The sequence below is a fragment of the Truepera sp. genome (genome assembly GCA_032027045.1).
In the GTDB taxonomy this organism is placed as follows: Bacteria; Deinococcota; Deinococci; order Deinococcales; family Trueperaceae; genus JAAYYF01.
The window spans coordinates 1,716,461-1,734,386 of sequence record JAVSMU010000001.1; the positions used below are offsets into that span (position 1 = coordinate 1,716,461).

At 68.5% G+C, this 17,926-nt stretch carries 17 protein-coding genes; 8 read left to right on the forward strand and 9 right to left on the reverse strand.

Translation table 11 applies throughout. From position 1 onward, the window contains the following. On the forward strand, positions 1 to 759 hold a 759-nt coding region (locus tag ROY82_07910), incomplete at its 5' end, for a DUF3810 family protein (GenBank protein MDT3682383.1). On the opposite strand, the gene ROY82_07915 is transcribed toward ROY82_07910, so the two are convergent. Together ROY82_07915 and ROY82_07920 are read right to left on the reverse strand one after the other, a co-directional pair. After that, positions 691 to 2,790 carry a M3 family metallopeptidase gene (locus ROY82_07915; protein ID MDT3682384.1) on the reverse strand — a complete coding sequence of 700 codons (2,100 nt, stop codon included), beginning with the start codon at positions 2,788 to 2,790 and terminating at the stop codon, positions 691 to 693. The genes ROY82_07910 and ROY82_07915 overlap by 69 nt on opposite strands. A 158-nt stretch (positions 2,791 to 2,948) precedes the next feature. Further along, positions 2,949 to 3,707 (reverse strand): ATP-binding cassette domain-containing protein, encoded by a 759-nt coding sequence (locus tag ROY82_07920; GenBank protein MDT3682385.1) that lies wholly within the window; start codon positions 3,705 to 3,707, stop codon positions 2,949 to 2,951. Positions 3,708 to 4,103: 396 nt separating this feature from the next. Here ROY82_07920 and ROY82_07925 point away from each other — a divergent pair, with 396 nt between their 5' ends. The 4 genes from ROY82_07925 (at position 4,104) to ROY82_07940 (ending at position 7,985) form a co-directional block, all read left to right on the forward strand. Beyond that, entirely contained in the window at positions 4,104 to 4,952 is an 849-nt protein-coding gene (locus tag ROY82_07925; protein MDT3682386.1) for an ABC transporter substrate-binding protein, read from the forward strand. Further along, entirely contained in the window at positions 4,949 to 6,031 is a 1,083-nt protein-coding gene (locus ROY82_07930; protein MDT3682387.1) for an iron ABC transporter permease, read from the forward strand. Before ROY82_07925 ends, ROY82_07930 begins: the two co-directional genes overlap by 4 nt. Before the next feature lie 101 nt (positions 6,032 to 6,132). Continuing rightward, positions 6,133 to 7,272: a HAMP domain-containing sensor histidine kinase gene (locus ROY82_07935; GenBank protein MDT3682388.1), complete on the forward strand. Its 1,140-nt coding sequence runs from the start codon at positions 6,133 to 6,135 to the stop codon at positions 7,270 to 7,272. Beyond that, on the forward strand, positions 7,272 to 7,985 hold the full coding sequence (locus ROY82_07940; GenBank protein MDT3682389.1) for a response regulator transcription factor: 714 nt from the start codon (positions 7,272 to 7,274) through the stop codon (positions 7,983 to 7,985). Before ROY82_07935 ends, ROY82_07940 begins: the two co-directional genes overlap by 1 nt. 26 nt (positions 7,986 to 8,011) lie before the next feature. Here the strand turns inward: ROY82_07940 and ROY82_07945 are convergent, their stop codons facing one another. From ROY82_07945 to ROY82_07965, 5 genes are all read right to left on the reverse strand, one after another. Next, positions 8,012 to 10,135 carry an EAL domain-containing protein gene (locus ROY82_07945; protein MDT3682390.1) on the reverse strand — a complete coding sequence of 708 codons (2,124 nt, stop codon included), beginning with the start codon at positions 10,133 to 10,135 and terminating at the stop codon, positions 8,012 to 8,014. Between the two features lie 163 nt (positions 10,136 to 10,298). After that, positions 10,299 to 11,198 carry a metal ABC transporter permease gene (locus ROY82_07950; GenBank protein MDT3682391.1) on the reverse strand — a complete coding sequence of 300 codons (900 nt, stop codon included), beginning with the start codon at positions 11,196 to 11,198 and terminating at the stop codon, positions 10,299 to 10,301. Continuing rightward, positions 11,199 to 12,065 carry a metal ABC transporter permease gene (locus tag ROY82_07955; GenBank protein MDT3682392.1) on the reverse strand — a complete coding sequence of 289 codons (867 nt, stop codon included), beginning with the start codon at positions 12,063 to 12,065 and terminating at the stop codon, positions 11,199 to 11,201. It lies immediately after the preceding gene. After that, positions 12,059 to 12,847: a metal ABC transporter ATP-binding protein gene (locus ROY82_07960; GenBank protein MDT3682393.1), complete on the reverse strand. Its 789-nt coding sequence runs from the start codon at positions 12,845 to 12,847 to the stop codon at positions 12,059 to 12,061. Before ROY82_07960 ends, ROY82_07955 begins: the two co-directional genes overlap by 7 nt. Before the next feature lie 23 nt (positions 12,848 to 12,870). Further along, a complete protein-coding gene (locus ROY82_07965) occupies positions 12,871 to 13,755 on the reverse strand; it encodes a zinc ABC transporter substrate-binding protein (GenBank protein ID MDT3682394.1) in 885 nt (294 codons plus the stop codon). 252 nt (positions 13,756 to 14,007) lie between these two features. Between ROY82_07965 and ROY82_07970 the strand changes: the two genes are divergently transcribed. Together ROY82_07970 and ROY82_07975 are read left to right on the forward strand one after the other, a co-directional pair. Beyond that, complete coding sequence (locus ROY82_07970; GenBank protein ID MDT3682395.1) at positions 14,008 to 14,268, forward strand: type II toxin-antitoxin system Phd/YefM family antitoxin; 261 nt, start codon at positions 14,008 to 14,010, stop codon at positions 14,266 to 14,268. Continuing rightward, on the forward strand, positions 14,265 to 14,669 hold the full coding sequence (locus ROY82_07975) for a PIN domain-containing protein (protein MDT3682396.1): 405 nt from the start codon (positions 14,265 to 14,267) through the stop codon (positions 14,667 to 14,669). The genes ROY82_07970 and ROY82_07975 overlap by 4 nt, the downstream gene beginning before the upstream one ends. Positions 14,670 to 14,695: 26 nt before the next feature. Here the strand turns inward: ROY82_07975 and ROY82_07980 are convergent, their stop codons facing one another. After that, entirely contained in the window at positions 14,696 to 15,385 is a 690-nt protein-coding gene (locus tag ROY82_07980) for a metal-dependent transcriptional regulator (protein ID MDT3682397.1), read from the reverse strand. A 156-nt stretch (positions 15,386 to 15,541) separates the two neighbouring features. On the opposite strand from ROY82_07980, the gene trxB reads away from it, so the two are divergent. Next, complete coding sequence (gene trxB, locus ROY82_07985; GenBank protein MDT3682398.1) at positions 15,542 to 16,534, forward strand: thioredoxin-disulfide reductase; 993 nt, start codon at positions 15,542 to 15,544, stop codon at positions 16,532 to 16,534. 62 nt (positions 16,535 to 16,596) lie between these two features. On the opposite strand, the gene ROY82_07990 is transcribed toward trxB, so the two are convergent. Continuing rightward, complete coding sequence (locus ROY82_07990) at positions 16,597 to 17,922, reverse strand: SPOR domain-containing protein (protein ID MDT3682399.1); 1,326 nt, start codon at positions 17,920 to 17,922, stop codon at positions 16,597 to 16,599. Positions 17,923 to 17,926 lie beyond the last annotated feature (4 nt).

A 17,926-nucleotide genomic window follows, 5' to 3' on the forward strand; every position in this document is an offset into this window, starting at 1 on the left:
GGTGCGGGCCCGTCGCGACCTGATTCCCAGGCCCCCGACGCGTGGTTGCTCGCCCGCCTCAACGAGGCCGCTGCGGCGCTGCCGGCCGGCGCACTGGCGGCCGGCAGCGGGTTGCCGTCCGCAGCCACGCAGGCAGCCGCCTCCAGGTGCGTCAGGACCACCGCCTTGGAACTTCGCGAGGCCTACCTGCCCGAAACGGAGGCGGCCGGCCTTGCCCTCCCGGAACGCGTCAAGGCGCTGCCGGCGGGCACGCTCATGCGCATGGGGTATGCGGGCGTTATATCGCCGTGGCTGCTCGAGCCGCACGTGGACGCGGGCCTACCGTCGGCCTCGGCGCTGGCGGTGGCGCTTCACGAGCTGGCGCACACGGCGGGGTTCGCGCAGGAGGCCGACGCGGAGGCGGTCGGCATCCTGGCGGGGCTCACCTGTGACGACCCGTCGGTGCGGTACGCGGCCACGCTGCGCCTGGCCACCGCGGTGCGCGCCGGACTCGGTCCCGAGGCGGGCGACGCGTTCGCCGCGGCTTGGCCGGTTCGGGCGCAGCAGGACGCACAGGCCGCCGCCGAGGCTACGGCCCGTTACCGAGTCGAGCTGCTCACACGCGGCGCCAACACCGTGTACGACGCGTACCTGAGGGCCCAGGGCGGCAAGGAAGGCTTGCGGGAGTACGACCGCGGCACGCAGCTCGCGCTAGAGCTGTTGTCCCGACTGCGACTGTTGCCCGGACCCGCCGGCGGCGTCGGGGAGGGCGCCACCTAGGGCGGCGTCACCCAGGCTGCGCCGGATGAGGGCGTCCATGTCCGGTTCGCGGCCCATGAAGTCGCGGAACAGTTGCGCCGGGTCGTCGGCATCGCCCCTCGAGAGCACGGCTGCGGCGAACGCGCGCCCAGTCTCGGGGTTGAAGATGCCCTCCTTGGCGAAGCGGCTGAAGGCGTCGGCGTCGAGTACCTCGCTCCACTTGTAGGAGTAGTAACCGGCCGCGTAACCGCCCGAGAAGATGTGCGTGAAGCGCGCGAGGCGCTCGCCTTTCGCGAAGTCCGGCCGCACTTCCAGGCCCGCCATTGTGCGGCGGCCGAACTCCAGCAGGTCGTCGCCTCCTTGCGGGTCGAAGTCGCGGTGGATGGCCAGGTCGACCGTGCCCAGCATGAGCTGGCGCATCTGGGCGGTGGCCTCGAGGAAGTTGCGGCTGCCTGCCAGTGCCTCGAAGAGTTCGGCCGGCAGGGCTTCGCCCGTCTCGAAGTGCTTGGCGAAGAGGTCGAGGGCCTCCCTCTCCCAGGTCCAGTTCTCCATGATCTGGCTGGGCAACTCAACGAAGTCCCAGGCCACGTTCATGCTCGAGCGCGCCCTCACCTCGACGCGGCACATGACGTGGTGAAGCAGGTGCCCGAACTCGTGGAACACCGTCTCGACCTCGGAATGAGTGAGCAGCGCCGGCCGGCCGTCCTCGGGGGGCGTGAAGTTGCACGCGATGATGCCCACGTGCGGTTCGAACCCGGCGGGCCCGGGGCCCCCGGTCCTGAGGCCGTTCATCCAGGCGCCGTTGCGCTTGGATTCGCGCGGGAACCAGTCTGCGTACAGCGCTCCCAGGAAGGTGCCGTCCTCGTGGCGGAAGTGGTAGACGTCGACGTCGTGGTGCCAGGTGGGAACGCCGTCGGCCGGCGTCACCTTCACTCCGAAGAGGCGTTCCGTCAGGTCGAACAGGCCGCTCAACACTTGCGGCAGCGGGAAGTAGGGCCTCAGTTCCTCCTCGTCGAGCGAGAAGCGCTCCTTGCGTAGCTTCTCCGAGACGAACGGCACGTCCCAGGCTTCAAGGCGCTCCAGGTTCAGCTCGGTCCGCGCGTGACGTTCGAGCTCGGCCACCTCCGCGTCGAAGTACGGGCGGGTCCTCGCCTCGAGGTCTTGCTCGAAGGCCGCCGCGTGAGCGCCCGTGCCGATCATCCGGTCATCGGCCTGAAGGTCGGCGAAGTCGGCGTAGCCGAGCAGCTGCGCAAGCTCGCGGCGCCGCGCCAGGATCTCGCGCATGATCCCGCGGTTGTCGTAAGGTTCGGCGGCACCGACCCCGAGGAACGCCTCGTGGAGCTCGCGCCTCAGCTCGCGGTCCTCCACGTACTTGACGAAGGGGAGGTAAGAAGGCGCCTGCAGGGTGAAGCGGTAACCTTCGAGCCCGCGCGACGCCGCGGAGGCACGTGCCCTGCGAAGCGCGCTCTCGGGCAAGCCCGCCAGCGCTTCCTCGCTGGTGATCACGAGCTCGTAATCGTTGGTGGCGTCCAGGACGTTCTCTGAGAACTTGGTGCTCAGCTGCGCGAGCTCGACGTTGAGCGCCTCGACGCGCTTGCGCTCGGCCTCGGGGAGGCTCGCGCCGGCGCGGCGGAACGCCTGCTCCGTCTTACGCAGGTGGCGCTGCCGCACGCCTTCCAAGGCAGCGCCCTCGGGCGTTTCGGCGTAACGGGCGACGATCTGCCACAGGTCGCGGTCCGTCGCCAGGCGCGCGAGGAAAGCGGTCACCTCCGGGAGAACCTCGTTGAACGCCTGCCGCAGCTCGGGGCCGTTCATGACGCCGAGCAGGTGGCGCGCGAGGCGGTAGGGGTGCACCACGCCCTCCACCAGGTCGTCGAGCGCTTGTAGCGTGATCTCGTAAGTGAGCGGTTCGCCGGCGCAACGCGCCTTGAGCTCTGGAAGCCTCTTCTGGGCTTCGGCCAGCGCCTCGCGGATGGCTGGGGCGACGTGTTCGGGCCTGATCTTGTCGAACGGGATCTCGAACTCTGGCGATAGCAGCGGGTTCTCGGACATCCTTCTCCTCACGCGTTCTAGGGGCGCCGGGAACCCGGGCGACCGGGCGAACACGGCATATTATCCGTACCTGGCCACGCTCGCCCGCAACCCGGGCGACGGGTCCAGTGACCGGGGTGGGTGGTCGGCAGCGACCCTCGCGGCTGGTTGGCCGCGACTCACCTGAAGTACACGCCTACCTGCTGCCCGTCTATCTCGTGCACGTTCACGCTCATGTCGTAGATCTCACGTAGCACCCCTGGAGTCATCACCTCGTTCGGGGCAGCGTGATGCACCAACCGACCGTTCTTCAAGGCGATTATCGAATCGGCGTACGCAGAAGCGAAGTTGATATCGTGCAGCACCAACACCACCGTCTTACCCAACTCGCTCGTCACGCGCCGCAAGCGCTTCATCATCGCCACCGCATGACGCATGTCGAGGCTCGCCAGCGGCTCGTCGAGCAGCACGTAATCGGTGTCCTGACACAAGACCATCGCCACGAACGCGCGCTGCCGCTGGCCGCCGGACAGCTCGTCCAGGAAACGTTTGCGCAACTCACCCAGCTCGAGATACTCGATCGCCGCCTCGATCTGCTTACGGTCCGCTACCGTCGGTCGGCCCTTGGAGTGCGGGTAACGCCCGAACGCCACCAGGTCCTCTACCGTGAGCCTGACGGCTAAGTGATAGTCCTGCCTCAGTACCGCTACGCGGCGCGCCAACTCGTCACTAGGCCACCTGGCGATGTCATCACCGTCGATGCTCACGCTGCCGGCGTCCTGCCTCGACAAGCGGCAAGCTATCGACAACAGCGTCGACTTGCCTGCGCCGTTCGGACCGATGATGGCGGTGATGCCACCCCGTGCGATCCGCACGCTGACGTCGTCCACCACCAAGGCGCGACCATAACGCTTGGTGACGCCATCGAGCACGATCACCTCACCACCCCTTTCCGTAGCGGGCAGACGGCCGAACACCAACCTGCCAACGAGGCCGATGATAGCCGCCAGAGGAACTCGAAGGGCGTATCAGGGTGAGCATCAGGGTAGGTGGTGGTAGCGCCTAGGCACGTGGTGAGGACGCCCTGTCATGCTCCCCGAACGTCCGCAGCAGCAGTAAGCGAGTAATGGCGGCCGTTCGGTTGGGTCGAGGTCACCAGGGGCCGGCAACGCCGGTAGCTGCCAGAGCGAGCCGCGGCGCCGCTGACAGTTCTATGACAACTCCTTCCGGGCGCGCAACCATAATGCGCCCTAGAAGGCTCGAGCCAACCGCCCAGCGCGACTCGGCGTCGTGCAGCGGCAGCGTGCGAGAGCCCAAGCATGAAGGAGTCACAGATGAAGCCACGCACCACCCTCGTCACGCTCTTCACCGCTGCGCTACTACTGTTTCCGTTGGCAGCCGCGCAGCGCATCATCTCCTTGGCTGGGGAGGTCACCGAGGTCATCTTCGCCTTAGGTGCGGAGGATCAGCTCGTGGCGGTCGACGCCACCTCGAACTTCCCCGCCGCGGCCAACGACCTACCTAACGTCGGTTACCACGGTCGCCTCTCGGCTGAGGCGCTGCTGGCGTTCGAACCCACCCTGGTGATCGCCAACAACCAAGCGGGGCCGCCGGAGGTCCTCGCACAACTCGAAGGCGCCGGCGTGCAGGTTGTGCACATCGGCAGCGACCTGTCACTCGACACTCCGGTTGAGAACGTCCGCTTCATCGCCGGCCTCATCGGCGAAAAGGAGCAGGGCGAGAAGCTGGCTGACGAGCTGAGCACCAAGATCGCCGCGGTGGCGGCGCGGGGCGCGGAGCTCGAGCCCAAGCCGCGCGTCCTCTTCCTCTACCTAGGTGCCCGGAGCATGCAGTTCGCCGGCGGCGCCGACACCGCCTCCAACGTGATGATCGAAGCCGCGGGCGGCATCGACGTAGGTAAGGAAGTCGGTTTCGTAGGCAACGTCCCGTTCACGCCCGAAGCGATCGTGACGGCGGCGCCCGACGTCATCATCGTCACCGAGCGCGGCATCGCGGCGGTAGGCAGCGTCGACGAGGTCCTCAAGATCCCCGGGGTGAGCGAGACGCCGGCCGCCAAAGCGGGTAACGTGATCGTCTTCGAAGACCTCTACTTCCTAGGCCTCGGACTGCGCAGCGGTGATGCCCTCGCGGAACTGGTCGATTACCTGCACTCGCTGCAGTGAGGCTCGCGCGCCCAGGCGCGAACTCCGCGACCGCCGACAGCCGTGCGCGCTCCCCTCGGGTAGCGCGCACGCGCACCATCTACCTGCTACTCGCACTACTTGCCGCAGCGGGCGTGATCCTTTCGCTCGGCTGGGGCGCCGTAAGTATCCGACCCGACCAGATCGCCGGCATCTTGCTGGATAAGGCGGGCGTCGCCAGCGGTATCGACTTCACTCCACAGCAGAGCATCGTGCTGTGGAACATCCGCCTGCCGCGCGTGCTCATGGCGGCCGCCGTGGGCGCCGCGCTGGCTCTGGCGGGCGCCGCTCTGCAGGTGACGTTCGGGAACCAGCTCGCCGACCCGACCCTCTTAGGCGTCAGCGGCGCGGCGACCCTGGGTGTGGTGATGGCGTACCTGTTCGGTGCGGTCGGGCTCGGCCGCTGGGTGCTGCCTCTCGCCGCCTGCTTGGCAGCGACCGTGAGCGTGGTGTGGCTCATCGGCTTCGCCCGCCGCCACGGCCGCTCCGACCGGTTGACCCTGGTGCTGTCAGGCGTGGCGCTGCAGCTGTTCCTAGCGGGCGTAGTCACGCTGCTGGTCAGCGCCGTCCGCGATGGGATGCCCGACGCGTCGTTCCTGACCCTCGGCGGGCTCACGGGTATCTTCTGGCGCGACGTTGCGGTAGCAGCGCCGGTCGTGATCGTCGTAGCTGCGCTGCTTCTCCGGCGCGCTCCGGAGCTGAATATCCTGCTGCTGGGCGACGACGCGGCGCGCTCGCTCGGGGTCAACGTCGGTCGTACGCGTTTGATGACCGGCGCCTTGGCGGCGGTGGCCACCGGCACGGTGGTGGCTTACAGCGGCAGCATCGCCTTCGTGGGGCTGGTGGTGCCGTTCCTGCTGCGTCGGCTGCTCGGCGACGATCACCGCGTGCTGCTGCCGGCCACACTGCTGGGCGGGGTTAGCTTGCTCACCTTCGGTGACGCCGCCGCCCGCAACCTCGTCTCCCCCATGGAGCTGCCGCTCGGGGTGCTGATGACGGTGATCGGCGGGCCGCTCTTCTTCTGGCTGATAGGCCGCGGACGGGGAGTAGGAAGCTGGTGACCACCACGCAAGCAACCAGCAGCAGCGCGCTCCGCCTGCCCCCTTGGATCAGCTCCAGGCAACACCCACTCGCGGCTCGCCGGCGATAGGCTGAGCGGGTCATGCTGACGCGCAAGTCCCTCACGTCGCCCGCGGCCACCCGCGCCGCATTCATAGTCATCGTCGTGTTCGTGTTGGCGCAGATGGGCTGGTGGATCTACTTCCAGCAACGTTACGTGGCCGAGGTGACCGGCGACAGCGTCGCCTCAATGCAACGCGAGGCTCACGCCCTGAGCGCGCTGCTTAAGCAGGGCGCCCGCGCCGAGGTCGAGGCGCTCCTCACCGCCTCTCCGCACCTGCGCCTAGATGCCAACGCGGCTGAAGTGGAGGTCGATGCCGGCTCCTACGCGGAGTTCACCGCCAAACAGCGCGCCACCGTGCGCATGTTCGCTTTCGAAGGGCCGTTCTTCGCGCTGGTCATCATCGGCGGGCTCTTCATCATCGGCCGCAGCTTGCGGCTGGAGCGTGAACTGAAGCGCCGCCAGAGCAACTTCCTAGACGCCATGGGTCACGAGTTCAAGACCCCGATCAGTACGCTTAGGCTCCTCCTGGAGACGCTTCAGCTCCGCACTCTGCCGGCCGCCAAGCAGCAGGAATACCTGCAGCGCATGACGGTGGAGGTCAACCGCCTGGAGAAGACCGAGCAGCAGGTTCTCGCGGCCGCCCGCATGGAGGCGGGCAGCGATGAACACCAACCGGGGCTGCACGACCTGAGGAGCCTGGTGCACACGGTCGTCTCCCGCGCCAGATCCGGACTGGAGGCGCGCGGTGCCGAGTTGGTCGTCGAGCTCAGCTGCGAGAACCTCCCGGTAATAGCCGACCTCGAGGATGTCTCCATCCTCGTGGGTAACCTCCTTGACAACGCCGTCAAGTACAGTCCCGACGTCAAGAAGTTCGTTGCGGTCCGCCTGTTCAGGCAGGGGTCGGCGGCCAAGCTGGTGGTGGAGGACCGGGGTCGCGGCATCCCCGCACATGAGCGGCAGCGCGTACTCGAACGCTTCTACCGCATCGGCAACGAGCTCACCCGCTCCACTTCGGGCCTGGGCCTGGGCCTCCACCTGGTGCACGGCACCGCGACGGCGCGCGGAGGTGAGGTGCGCATCGAGGGCGTACGCGGCGGCGGCACGCGCGTGGTGGTTTCCCTTCCCTTGCAGGAGCTTAGCGAGCAGCAGCCGACCCTCAGGCTGAAAGCGGCAGACTGATGTCCGCCAAAGTCTTGGTCATCGAAGACGAACCGGTTCTGTCAGCGGTACTCGCCGACAACCTCGAGGCGGAAGGGTTGGCTGTTGTGGAGGCGCCGGACGGGCTGCTTGGGGCCAAGGCCTGGAGGACCGGCGCGCCCGACCTCGTGGTGCTCGACGTCATGCTGCCGCACAAGGACGGTTACACCCTCTGTCGTGAACGGCGCGCGGCTGGGGACGACACGCCTGTCCTCTTCTTATCGGCCAAGGGTCTCCCGTGGGAACGCGTGGAGGGCCTCGAAGCGGGCGGGGACGACTACCTGGCCAAGCCGTTCCACCTACCCGAGTTCCTCCTGCGGGTGCGCAAGCTCCTGGCCCGTAGTACCGGCGCCAGGAGGAACGGCGCTCGCCGCGACAACGAGCAGATCGAGTTCGGCGGCAACGTGGTGGACGTTTTGGCGTGGACGGCGACGCTGCGGAGCGGCAAAGAGGTGAACCTGAGCGAACGCGAGATGGGCGTTCTGAGGCTCCTGCATCGCCGCGCTGATGAGGTCGTCAGCCGGGACGAGATCCTCGACGCCGTGTGGGGCAACGACACCTTCCCTAGCAGCCGCACGGTCGACAACTTCGTCATGCGCTTAAGGCGCTACTTCGAGCCCGACCCAGCCAAGCCCGTTTACTTCCACACGGTATGGGGTGTGGGGTATCGCTTCACGCCACGACCACATGACTAGCAGCCTGTAAGTCGACGGTATTGCCTTCAGGCCGATGCGGGCAGGTACTCGGCAGGGACGGGATGGCTGTAGAGGAAGCCCTGACCGTCGTCGCAGTGCAGGTTGCGCATGATGTCGTTCTGTTCCCTGGTCTCGATGCCCTCGGCCGTGACCCGCAGCCGCAGGCTCTTGCCGAGCGCGATGATGGCCCTAAGCAGGTCGATCTCCTGCCCGGGGGTCCGCGCGTCGAGCTTGGTGACGAACGAGCGGTCGATCTTGAGACCGTCGAGCGGCAGCGCGCGCAGTTGCGTGAGGGACGAGTGCGCGACCCCGAAGTCGTCCAGCGCCACCTGCATGCCCATGGCCCGCATGCCGTCGAGCTTGTCGGCGCTCATGGCGAGGGTGTCGTGCCCCGTGCGCTCGCTGATCTCCAGTTCCAGCAGTCCGGGGTGAAGGTCGTAGCGCGCCAGGACCTTCTGGACTATGCCGCCGATGTCCGCATGGGCGAGGGTCGAGGGGCTGACGTTGACCGCCACGCGCCGCGGCGTGCGCTGGCGCTGCCAACGCTTGGCCTGGCGGCAGGCGCGTTCGACGACCCACTCGAAGAGCTGCGGGCCGAGTTGCGATTCCTCGATGAGGGGCACGAAATCGACCGGTTTGAGCAGGCCGCGCACTGGGTGCAACCAGCGCACGAGGGCCTCCACCGAGTGGATGGCCCCGTCGTCGAGTTGCACCCGCGGTTGGTAGTGCAGCACGAGCTGGTCCTCGGCGATGGCGCGCCGCAACTCGCTCACTATCGCCACGCGCGAGCGCATGGCCACGTCCGTCTCGTCATCGAAGAACCTGAAACCGCCGCGGCTCGTCTCCTTGGCGCGCACGAGGGCGGCGTTCGCCCGCTCGAGCACCTGGTTGGCGGCCCTCACGCTGCTGCGCTGCATGTCGACGCCGATGCTCGCCGAGAGGTTCAGGGTGAGGCTGCCGTCGGCGTAAGGCTCGCGCACGGCCATGAGGACCTTGTCGAGGGCCGGCAGCACGTCGCGCGGCGCAGGCAGGTCGGCCAGGAGCAGGGCGAAGGCGTCGCCGTCGAGCCGCGCCAGCGTGTCGGTGCGCCTGAGCGTGCGGCGCAGACGGCGGCTGACCTCGGCTATCACCCGGTCGCCATGCCGCTGGCTGAACGTCTGGTTCACGAACCTGAAGTTGTCCAGGTCGAGGATCGCCAGGGCCACGCTGGTGCCGTTCCGGCGCGCCTGGAGCTGCGCTTGCTGGATGCGGTCCTCGAGCAGGTGCGCGTTCGGGAGGCCCGTCAGCGAGTCCACGTGAGCAAGGTGCCAGAGGTTCGCGTGGTCGCGGCGGGCGTTGCTCACGTCCTTCATCATGCCGTAAACGGCCGTTATACCGGCCTCGTCGCTGCGCCACCTGCGACTGGCGAAGTCCTCGACCCACATGACCTTGCCCTGGAGCGTGACCACGCGGTACTGATCGGAGCGGCGTTCGGCGTCGCGCAACCCTTGGAGGCGCTCGCGGAAGTGGCCGCGGTCCTCCGGGTGCACGAAGCGTTCCATGCCCTGCTTCTGGAGGTCGGCAACGCCGTAACCCGTCAGCTGTTGCCACGCCTCGGAGGCCCACGCGACCTCGTTACGGCCGTCGTCGTGGAGCAGTAGCGCGTAGCTGAAGAAGCGCCCGTCTCCTTCCAGCGAGCCGGAGAGCTCCAGTTGCATGGCCTGGGCGCCTTCTACGTGCACCTCGCCGGTGACGTCGCGGAACAGCGTGAGCAGGTGCGACGCTTCCCCTCCCCCGTCATGGACGGGGTAGTGGCGTTGTTCGAGCCACATGAGGCTGCCGTCGGCCCGATAGGTGCGAACGGTGGTGGTCACGGGCCGGTTTGCGGCCACGGCTTCGCGCAGGAGGCGCTCGCCTTCCTGGTAGGTGTCGTTGCGCATGAGGAACCCGAGGTTGCGACCGACCACCTCGTCGGCCTGGAAGCCCGTCAACTCGGCGAACTTGACCGAGGCGTGCACTATGGGGTGACCAACGGCGCCTAGGTCGGAGATGCAGAAGCACTCGTCGCCGAACAGCCGTGCGGTGGTCTCCACGACGGCGGTCGTGCCCGTCCCCACGGGTTCCGGGGGCGGTTCTGATCCGGGGCTGAGCTCGGTTCGCTGAGATCCCATGGCGTCTACGCGCCTCCTTTGGCAGTCTAGCCGAGGAGCCGCCAACGGTCGCTGTGACCGCGGTCGCCCGGGCAGGGTTCCCGGCCCAGCCGCACGGCGCTAAAAACGGTGGCTCTCCCGCCTTCTTCCGAGGGATAACGCTAGCACTAGCACCCGGAACGGCTTATGACATATCTCCTTCGCGCGTCAGGGACGGCGTGCGAGTGTGAACGACCGCACGTAGCAGGCGCCACGACAGCAGGATCACCAGCGGCACGCCGGTCAACAGGGCCATGGTGCCGCCTATGGAGATGTCGAGGGCCAGCGCCACCGGATAGCCCCCCAGGGCCGCCGCCGTGCCGATCCCGGCCGCTATCAGCAGCACGCCCGGCAGGCGCCTGCCCAGGAGCTGACCCGTGACGGCGGGCACTATGGCGAACGCCACGAACAGCACCACGCCGACCGCGTCGAAGGCGGCGACGGCAGTGACCGCCGTCAGCGCGAGCAGGACGCCGCCGACGAGCTTCGGCCTGAGGCCCTGCAGCTGCGCGTGAACGGGGTCGAAGGCCGCCGCGGCCAGCTGCTTGTAGAGGAGGCCCAAGAACGCCAGGTCCAGCGCCAACACCAACGCGAGGGTGGCCATCGCCCGCGGCAACTCGAACCCGAACACCGAGACCTGATCGAGCCACACGAAACCGATCTCGCCAAGCAGCACGGTGTGTTGGTCCACGTGGACGTTGCGGGCGAACAGCGCCAGCAGCAGCACCCCGGCGGCGAACATCGCCGGGAATACGAGGGCGATGGCGGCGTCACGGCGCACCCGGCGGCCCGAGCTCAGGGCCTCGGTGACGAACACGGTGATCAACCCCGTTATGGCCGCGCCCAGCAGTTGCCACGGGCCGCCGACCACGTCGAGGGCGAGGTAGACCACCGCGATGCCAAGGACCACGCCGTGGCTGATCGCGTCCGTCAGCATGGCCTGCCCACGCACCGTGAGCAGCGTGCCCACCAGTGCCGAGGCGACTGCCACGAGCACGCCCGTACCTAGAATGGCGAACGGCACCGACTGGAACAATGCGGCCACTCAGTTGGCCCCCCTTACCGAGGGCCGGCCGAACACCAGGGAGATGGCGACCGCCGCCGTTGCCACCAGGACGACCAGCGGCCCGGTCGAAAGGCCGGGCGAGAGCGCGCTAAGCACGGCGCCGATGACGGCACTGACCAGCCCGATGGCGCCCGCCAGCAGCACCATGCCGGCGAGGCTTCCGCTCCACTGCCGCGCCGCCACCGCCGGGGCCACGACGAGGGACGACATGAGCACCACGCCCACCAGCTGCAGGCCGATGACGATGGCGAACGCCAGCAGCGCCGTCAGCAGGGCCTCGATGCGCGGCACGGCCACGCCCGAGACCGCGGCGAAGTCGCGGTCGAAGGTCGCGAGTTTTGCTTGGCGCCATAACACGGCCAGGATCAGGCCCGCCACGGCAGCGAGGCCACCCAGCCACACGAGGTCGCTGCGCAGCGTGGCCGCCGCCTGCCCGAAGAGGAAGGTGTCGAGGCCCGCATGCGACGCGGTCGCCTGTTTCTGGGCGACGGTGAGAAGTACGACACCCAGGGCGAAGCCCAGACTGAGTGCCGCCCCGAGCGCCGCCTCCTCCTTGATCCGCGGTTGGCGGCTGAGGAACAGGGCGAACAGCGCGGCCGCAAGGCCGGCGAGCAGGGCCCCGATCAGGATGGCGCCCAAGTGCCTGCCACCGGAGACGAAGTAACCCATCACGACCCCCGGAAGCGCGGCGTGCGACATGGCGTCGCCCAGAAGGCTCTGCCGGCGCAGCACGGCGAAGGTCCCGAGTGCGCCTGAGGTGGCGCCGAGGAGCGCCGAGCCGAGGACGACAGTCTGGACGGTAGGGTCTCCCAGCAACGAGGCCAGCGAGCCGAGCGCAGCTACCACGCGCTAGCGGCGCCGGCCTGCAGGTTGATGGGCGCCCTGCCGTAGGCCTTCGCCAACTCCTCCGGCACGAACGCCTCCGCCATCGCGCCGCTCGCATGCACCCGGCGGTTGACGAGCGTCAACCACTCGAAGTAGTCGCTCAAGGTGTTGAGGTCGTGGTGGACGGCGAGGACCGTCTTGCCCTCGTCACGCAGGCGTCTAAGGGTACTCACCAGCGCCGCCTCGGACACCGCGTCGACGCCCGCAAGTGGCTCGTCGAGCAAGTAGAGGTCGGCGTCTTGGACCAACGCCCGCGCCAGGAACACGCGTTGCTGCTGGCCACCGGAAAGCTGGGAGATGTGACGCCGGCGCAGGTCGGCCATGCCGACCACCTCCAGCGCCTCCATGGCGCGCTCGCGGGCGGCTCGGCCGGGGCGTTGCCACCATGCGAGCGTCCCGTAGAGGCCCATGGTCACGACGTCGAGGACGTCTGCCGGGAAGTCCCAGTCGACGCTGGAGCGCTGCGGCACGTAGCCCACGTGGCGGCGGCCCTTTGCTATCGGCTGCCCCAGCAATTCCACGCCGCCCGAGCGGAGCGGCAGCAGCCCGAGGATGGCCTTGACCAACGTGCTCTTGCCGGCCCCGTTGGGTCCGACGATGGCGCCCATCACCCCGCTGGGAACGGTCAGGTCGACCGCCTCCAGCACGAGGTCGGGGCCGTAGCCGGCGCTGAGCCCCCGCACCCGTATCGCCGGAGGCGCGGCCGCGGCGGCCACGCTCTGGCGGCGGTCGACTTGCAGCACACCGGGCCTCTCCAACGCCGCCATCACTGCCAACGCCCTTCCCACTCGGACAGGCCGCGTGGCAACGCGGGCACGGCGCCGCCCAGAGCGGCCACCACGTTGGTCGCGTTGCGCACGAGCATGCCTATGTAGGTGCCGTCGGGGGTGCGGTCCGCCCCCATGGCGTCGGAGTAGAGCTGCCCGCCGAGGGTTACGGAGGCGCCGCGCCTCCTGACGGCGTCGATCACGGCGTCTACCGTGCGCTGATTGATGGTGCTCTCCACGAAGATGGCCGGCACTTCGCGCTGGGCCACCACCTCGGCCACGCGGCGGATGTCGGCCACGGCGGCCTCGGCGTCGGTGGAGATCCCTTGGATCCCGACCACCTCCAGGCCGTACGCGCTACCGAAGTACTGGAAGGCGTCGTGTGCGGTCACCAGGACGCGCTGGCGTTCCGGTATCGAGGCGACGGCCTCCCGAACCCAGGCATCCAAGACCGCAAGTTGCTCCTCGTAGGCCGACGTGCGCGCGGTGATGCCGGCGGCACACTCGGGATCGATGTCAGGGTGGGTGAGGAGCGCGTCGCGGATGACGGCGGCGGTGCCCCGCCAGAGGGCCACGTCCATCCAGACGTGCGGGTCGATCGTGCTGGTACCTACGTACCGAAGCTCGGTGGCGGGCACGGCGAGTTCCGCCACGGCCACCGTCGGCTTGCGGCGCGAGAAGTTCGCCAACACGTCGGAGAGTCGCCCCTCGAGGCCGAGTCCGGCGTACAGGATCAGGTCGGCCCGTGCCAGCTTGGTGACATCACCGGCACTGGCCCGGTACAAGTGTGGGTCGACTCCCGGCCCCATCATGGCCTCCACCGCGGCGCACTCGCCGGCGACCTCGGCGGCGACGTCACCGAGCATGCCGATGGTGGTGAGCACCTGGATGGGCCTCGCGGCCAGCGCCGTGGAGGCCGAGAAGGTTGCCAGAACCAGCAGAGTCAGACCCCAGCGACGCGGGGAGCGTCGGGGGCGTGAGTGGAATTTAGTCGAGGAAATCTTCATAGTTTCGTCTTGTCTAATATAGGTGGTGCTCGGCGCCGGGTCAAGCGCGTTACGCCGGCTGGGCGACAAAGTGCCCGGCGGGTCAACAACCATTATTCGTCGTTAGTCTACTTATGCTATTATCTAGACATGAAGGTGATTCCGGTCGCCAAGCTGAGACAAAACCCTACGCAGGCGCTGGATGAGGTCGAGCGGGGCGCAACCTACATCGTTACTCGCCATGACCGTGAAGTCGCCAGACTAGTGCCGCCGCAACCGAAGGCAACGGTGACCCCAGAGCAGTTCCGGGAATTGCTGCGCGCTACACCCTTGGCGCATGACTGGGCGGCGGAAGTAAGGGAAGCCGCAGCCGATTTTGACGGTAGGGACGCCTGGTCGCAGACCTCGTGATCGCCCTCCTCGATACGAATGTCCTTATCGCTCGCGAGGCCGAGGGCGAGCCTGCGCCGGACCTTTCGGGCTACGAGGGTTTGGTGGTCAGTTCGCTCAGCTGGTCTGAACTGATCAGGGGTTTGCACGCCACGACCAGGCTCGTGGAGTTCAAGGCGCGGCTCGCGCGCTTCACTGCCCTTCGTGAAGCATTCGGGAGTGGTGTGGCGTTCGACGATGCCTGCGTCCGCGCCCATGATGATCTGCTGCGCCATGTAGTCGCGCGCGGCGGTAGCGCCCGTGCACATGTGCTCGATCGCATGATCGCTGCTACGGCGCTCGCTCACGGCTTCGCCGTCGTCAGCAGAGATGATGCGGGCTTTGCGAATCTGGATGGGCTCGTACAGATCGACGTCCGCTAGGCAACCTCTTGCGGACGCTGCTGGTGCTACTCCTTGGGGTACCCGAGGATCAGCTTCGCCAGGTCGCGCGAGAGCGCGAAGTCCTGGCCGTCGCCGTGATCGAGGTAGAGCAGGTTGCCCCGCGGCTCCCGCCCCAACACCACCACCTCGCTGCCCGGCGCCACCCCCAGCTCGGTCAGGTGCAAGAGCACGTCGCTGTCTTGCGTCTTGACCCGTTGCACCACGAAACGCGTGCCGACCTTCGAATCGGCGAGCTGCACGTCGGGACCCGCGGGAAGCGTGCCGTCGACGCTCGGGATGGGGTCGCCGTGCGGGTCGAACGCCGGTTGCCCCAGGTGCTGCGCCAGGCGCTCGGTGAAGCGGTCTGACATCACGTGCTCCATCCGCTCCGCTTCCTCGTGCACCTCGTCCCAACCGAAGCCCAAGTCCTCTATCAGGAAGGTCTCCAACAGCCGGTGACGCCTCACCAGCCTGAGCGCCTCGCTGCGGCCGGTCGGGGTGAGGTCGGCGCCGCGGTACGGGACGTAGGTCACCAGCCCGTCGCGCTGGAGCTTGAGCAGCATGGCGGTCACCGACGGCGCCGTGACACCGAGCTCCCTGGCGATCTCCCCGGGCGAGGCCATGCCGCCGTTGCTGAGTTGCCACACCGCCTTGAGGTAATCGCCCACCGAGGCCGAGAGCTCAGCCCCCTTACCCGCGTCTCCTGCTTCCGCCATACTCGAATGCTAACCCTAGCCGCCCCACCGGCGGCCGACGCGCCGGCCCGTCCCGCCGAGCCACCAGCGCCGGCCACCGCCGATACCCCGTATGGGTATCCCGGCGACCCCGCCCGGCGCTCACCGGTGCTAGATTCAGGCGTCATGGAGGCTCGGATGCCCAAGAAGGTTCATCGACAAGACGTGGTCATAATCGGAGGAGGCCCCGCCGGTCTCACGGCCGGCGTTTACACCGGCCGCGCGCAACTGGGTACCGTCATTCTCGAGGTCGGCCTTCCGGGCGGGCAGATCGCCCAGACCGACGAGGTCGAGAACTACCCCGGCTTCCCGGACGGCGTCACGGGCCCCGAGTTGTCGCAACGGATGGTCGCGCAAGCCGAGAAGTTCGGGGCGCGCATAGTGATGGACGAGGCGCTGGGCCTGGAGCGCCACCCCGACGGTGGCTTCCTGGTGGCCGGTTCCGAGGCGGACTACCACGCGAACGCGGTCATCATCGCGACGGGCGCCAACCCGAGGCGCCTGGGCGTTCCCGGCGAGGACGAGCTCTACGGCCGCGGCGTCTCCACCTGCGCCACCTGCGACGGCTTCTTCTACCGGGGCAAGGAGGTCGTCGTCGTCGGGGGCGGGGACGCCGCCGTGGAGGAGGGTTTCTTCCTCACGAAGTTCGCCTCCAAGGTCACCGTCGTTCACCGACGCGACGAGCTTCGGGCGAACAAGGCGGCCCAGGAGCGCGCCTTCGCCAACCCCAAGATGGAGTTCGTCTGGAACACGGTGGTGACCGAAGTCCTGGGCGACGACGGGCAGGTGGTCGGCGTGAACACGTCCAACACGCTCACCGGTGAGCACGGGCACATAAGCGCCGACGGGGTGTTCATCTACGTGGGGCACGAACCCAACACCGGTTACCTTAGCGGCACCGTCGACTTGAGGCCCAGCGGGTACGTCGACGTGCGGAACGAGGTTTACACGAGCATGCCGGGGGTCTTCGCCGCCGGTGACGTCTCCGACGAGGTCTACCGCCAGTTGGGCACGTCGGTGGGCGCCGGCACGCGCGCGGCGATGGCCCTGGAGAAGTGGCTGGTCGAGCACGGCGTGGAGCCCATCGGGCAAGGCGCGCCCCAGGAACCGACCCCGGAAGCCGCCGCCTGACCCGACCGCGAGGCGGTGGCGAACCGCCGCGAATGAAGCCGAGGATTCGCCGCGCCTGGCAGTCAGCGCGGCAGGAAGTCGTAGACCAACAAAGCACCGTCTTGGAGCGCCAGGAGGTAATGTCCGTCGCTCCATATCGGCAGGCCGACGCAGGCGCGCCAGCTCGTCAGCGCCGCGCCGTCCTGGCCGACCGCCGTCAGGCGCACGAAGGCCCCATCGGCCACCGCTTGCCAGTCGTCACCAATGACGACCCCGGGCGCGGACGAGGCGGCCCCCGGCGCGGGCGACGCGGGTGCCGGCGTGGCGTCTTCGGGGCCACCGCCAGGCCCGGCGTCTTCGGGGCCACCGCCAGGCCCGGCGTCTTCAGGGCCAGCGCCAGACCCGGCGGCTTCGGGCTCGCCTTCAGGCTCGGTCGGGGCCTCGGGCGGGGTGCCGGGCCCCTCCGTCTCCCCTTCTTGGCCGGCCGACCCCTGGTTCTCTGGCGCCTCGGCCCCATCCTCGAACCCCGACCAGGTCGCCCTGGCCAGCGTGCCGGTCACGCTGCGAGTGGCGAGGTCCAAGCGTGCGCTCTCGGGCACGCCCGGCAGCAGCCCCGGGTCGATGCCCAGGTAGGCGATGGGGCCGGCCGCCGTCATGCCGCTGGCCGGCAGGCCGACGCCGAGTAACTCGGGCACGTCGGACAGCCTCGGCGTCAGCTTCTCCACCACGATCAAGCGAGGCACCTCGTCGCCAGAGGGCACGTACCTCGCGGCCGCCACCTTCGCGGCGCCGACGCCCAGGCGCTCGGCCACCAGCGCGAGGACGTTCGCCTCGTAGGCGTCCCGCACTTCCTGCGGGTCCTGTTGCCAGGTATCGGCCCACAGGGCCATGTCGCGCACGCGGAGGCGCTGGCCGTCCGGCCCGTCCACCAGTTGCCAGGCCTTCACGCGTTCCACCGTCCCGCCGCGGAAGATCACGTACTCTGCCTGGCCGAGCGGCACGCGCCACTGCAAGCGCAGCGCGAGGCCCCCCTCGGGGAACGCGAGGAGGCGAAGCTCGTTGCCACTAACGTCCTGCTCGAACAGCAGGCGGGGGGCGAGGGGCGTGATGCCCGCCGGAATGGCCTCGGCCAAGGCAGGCACGGCGCGGCCACCGCTCACTTCGGGCATGGCGTTGGCGTAGTGGAGCGCCGCCGGGCGGTTCGCGAACGCGCCCACCCGCACCCTGAAGATGTCGCCCTGCGCCGACGTGGAGCGGACCACGTAAGCGGGGAACCCCTGGCGCAACAGGTCGTTCTGGACCGACAGGGCGCCGTCCCGGTCAGACAACGCGACGACCTGCACGGTGTAGTTGATGCTCTGGGCCCACGCCGAGTGCACCAGGCCGAGGGCGAGAGCTGCCGCCGCCATCAGC

Bases quoted from the DNA above. Each gene is read 5' to 3' on its own strand.
- ROY82_07925 (MDT3682386.1), top strand. From the start codon at position 4,104: ATGAAGCCACGCACCACCCTCGTCACGCTCTTCACCGCTGCGCTACTA.
- trxB (MDT3682398.1), top strand. From the start codon at position 15,542: ATGCCCAAGAAGGTTCATCGACAAGACGTGGTCATAATCGGAGGAGGC.
- ROY82_07940 (MDT3682389.1), top strand. From the start codon at position 7,272: ATGTCCGCCAAAGTCTTGGTCATCGAAGACGAACCGGTTCTGTCAGCG.
- ROY82_07990 (MDT3682399.1), bottom strand. From the start codon at position 17,922: ATGGCGGCGGCAGCTCTCGCCCTCGGCCTGGTGCACTCGGCGTGGGCC.
- ROY82_07915 (MDT3682384.1), bottom strand. From the start codon at position 2,790: ATGTCCGAGAACCCGCTGCTATCGCCAGAGTTCGAGATCCCGTTCGAC.
- ROY82_07980 (MDT3682397.1), bottom strand. From the start codon at position 15,385: ATGGCGGAAGCAGGAGACGCGGGTAAGGGGGCTGAGCTCTCGGCCTCG.
- ROY82_07935 (MDT3682388.1), top strand. From the start codon at position 6,133: ATGCTGACGCGCAAGTCCCTCACGTCGCCCGCGGCCACCCGCGCCGCA.
- ROY82_07945 (MDT3682390.1), bottom strand. From the start codon at position 10,135: ATGGGATCTCAGCGAACCGAGCTCAGCCCCGGATCAGAACCGCCCCCG.
- ROY82_07970 (MDT3682395.1), top strand. From the start codon at position 14,008: ATGAAGGTGATTCCGGTCGCCAAGCTGAGACAAAACCCTACGCAGGCG.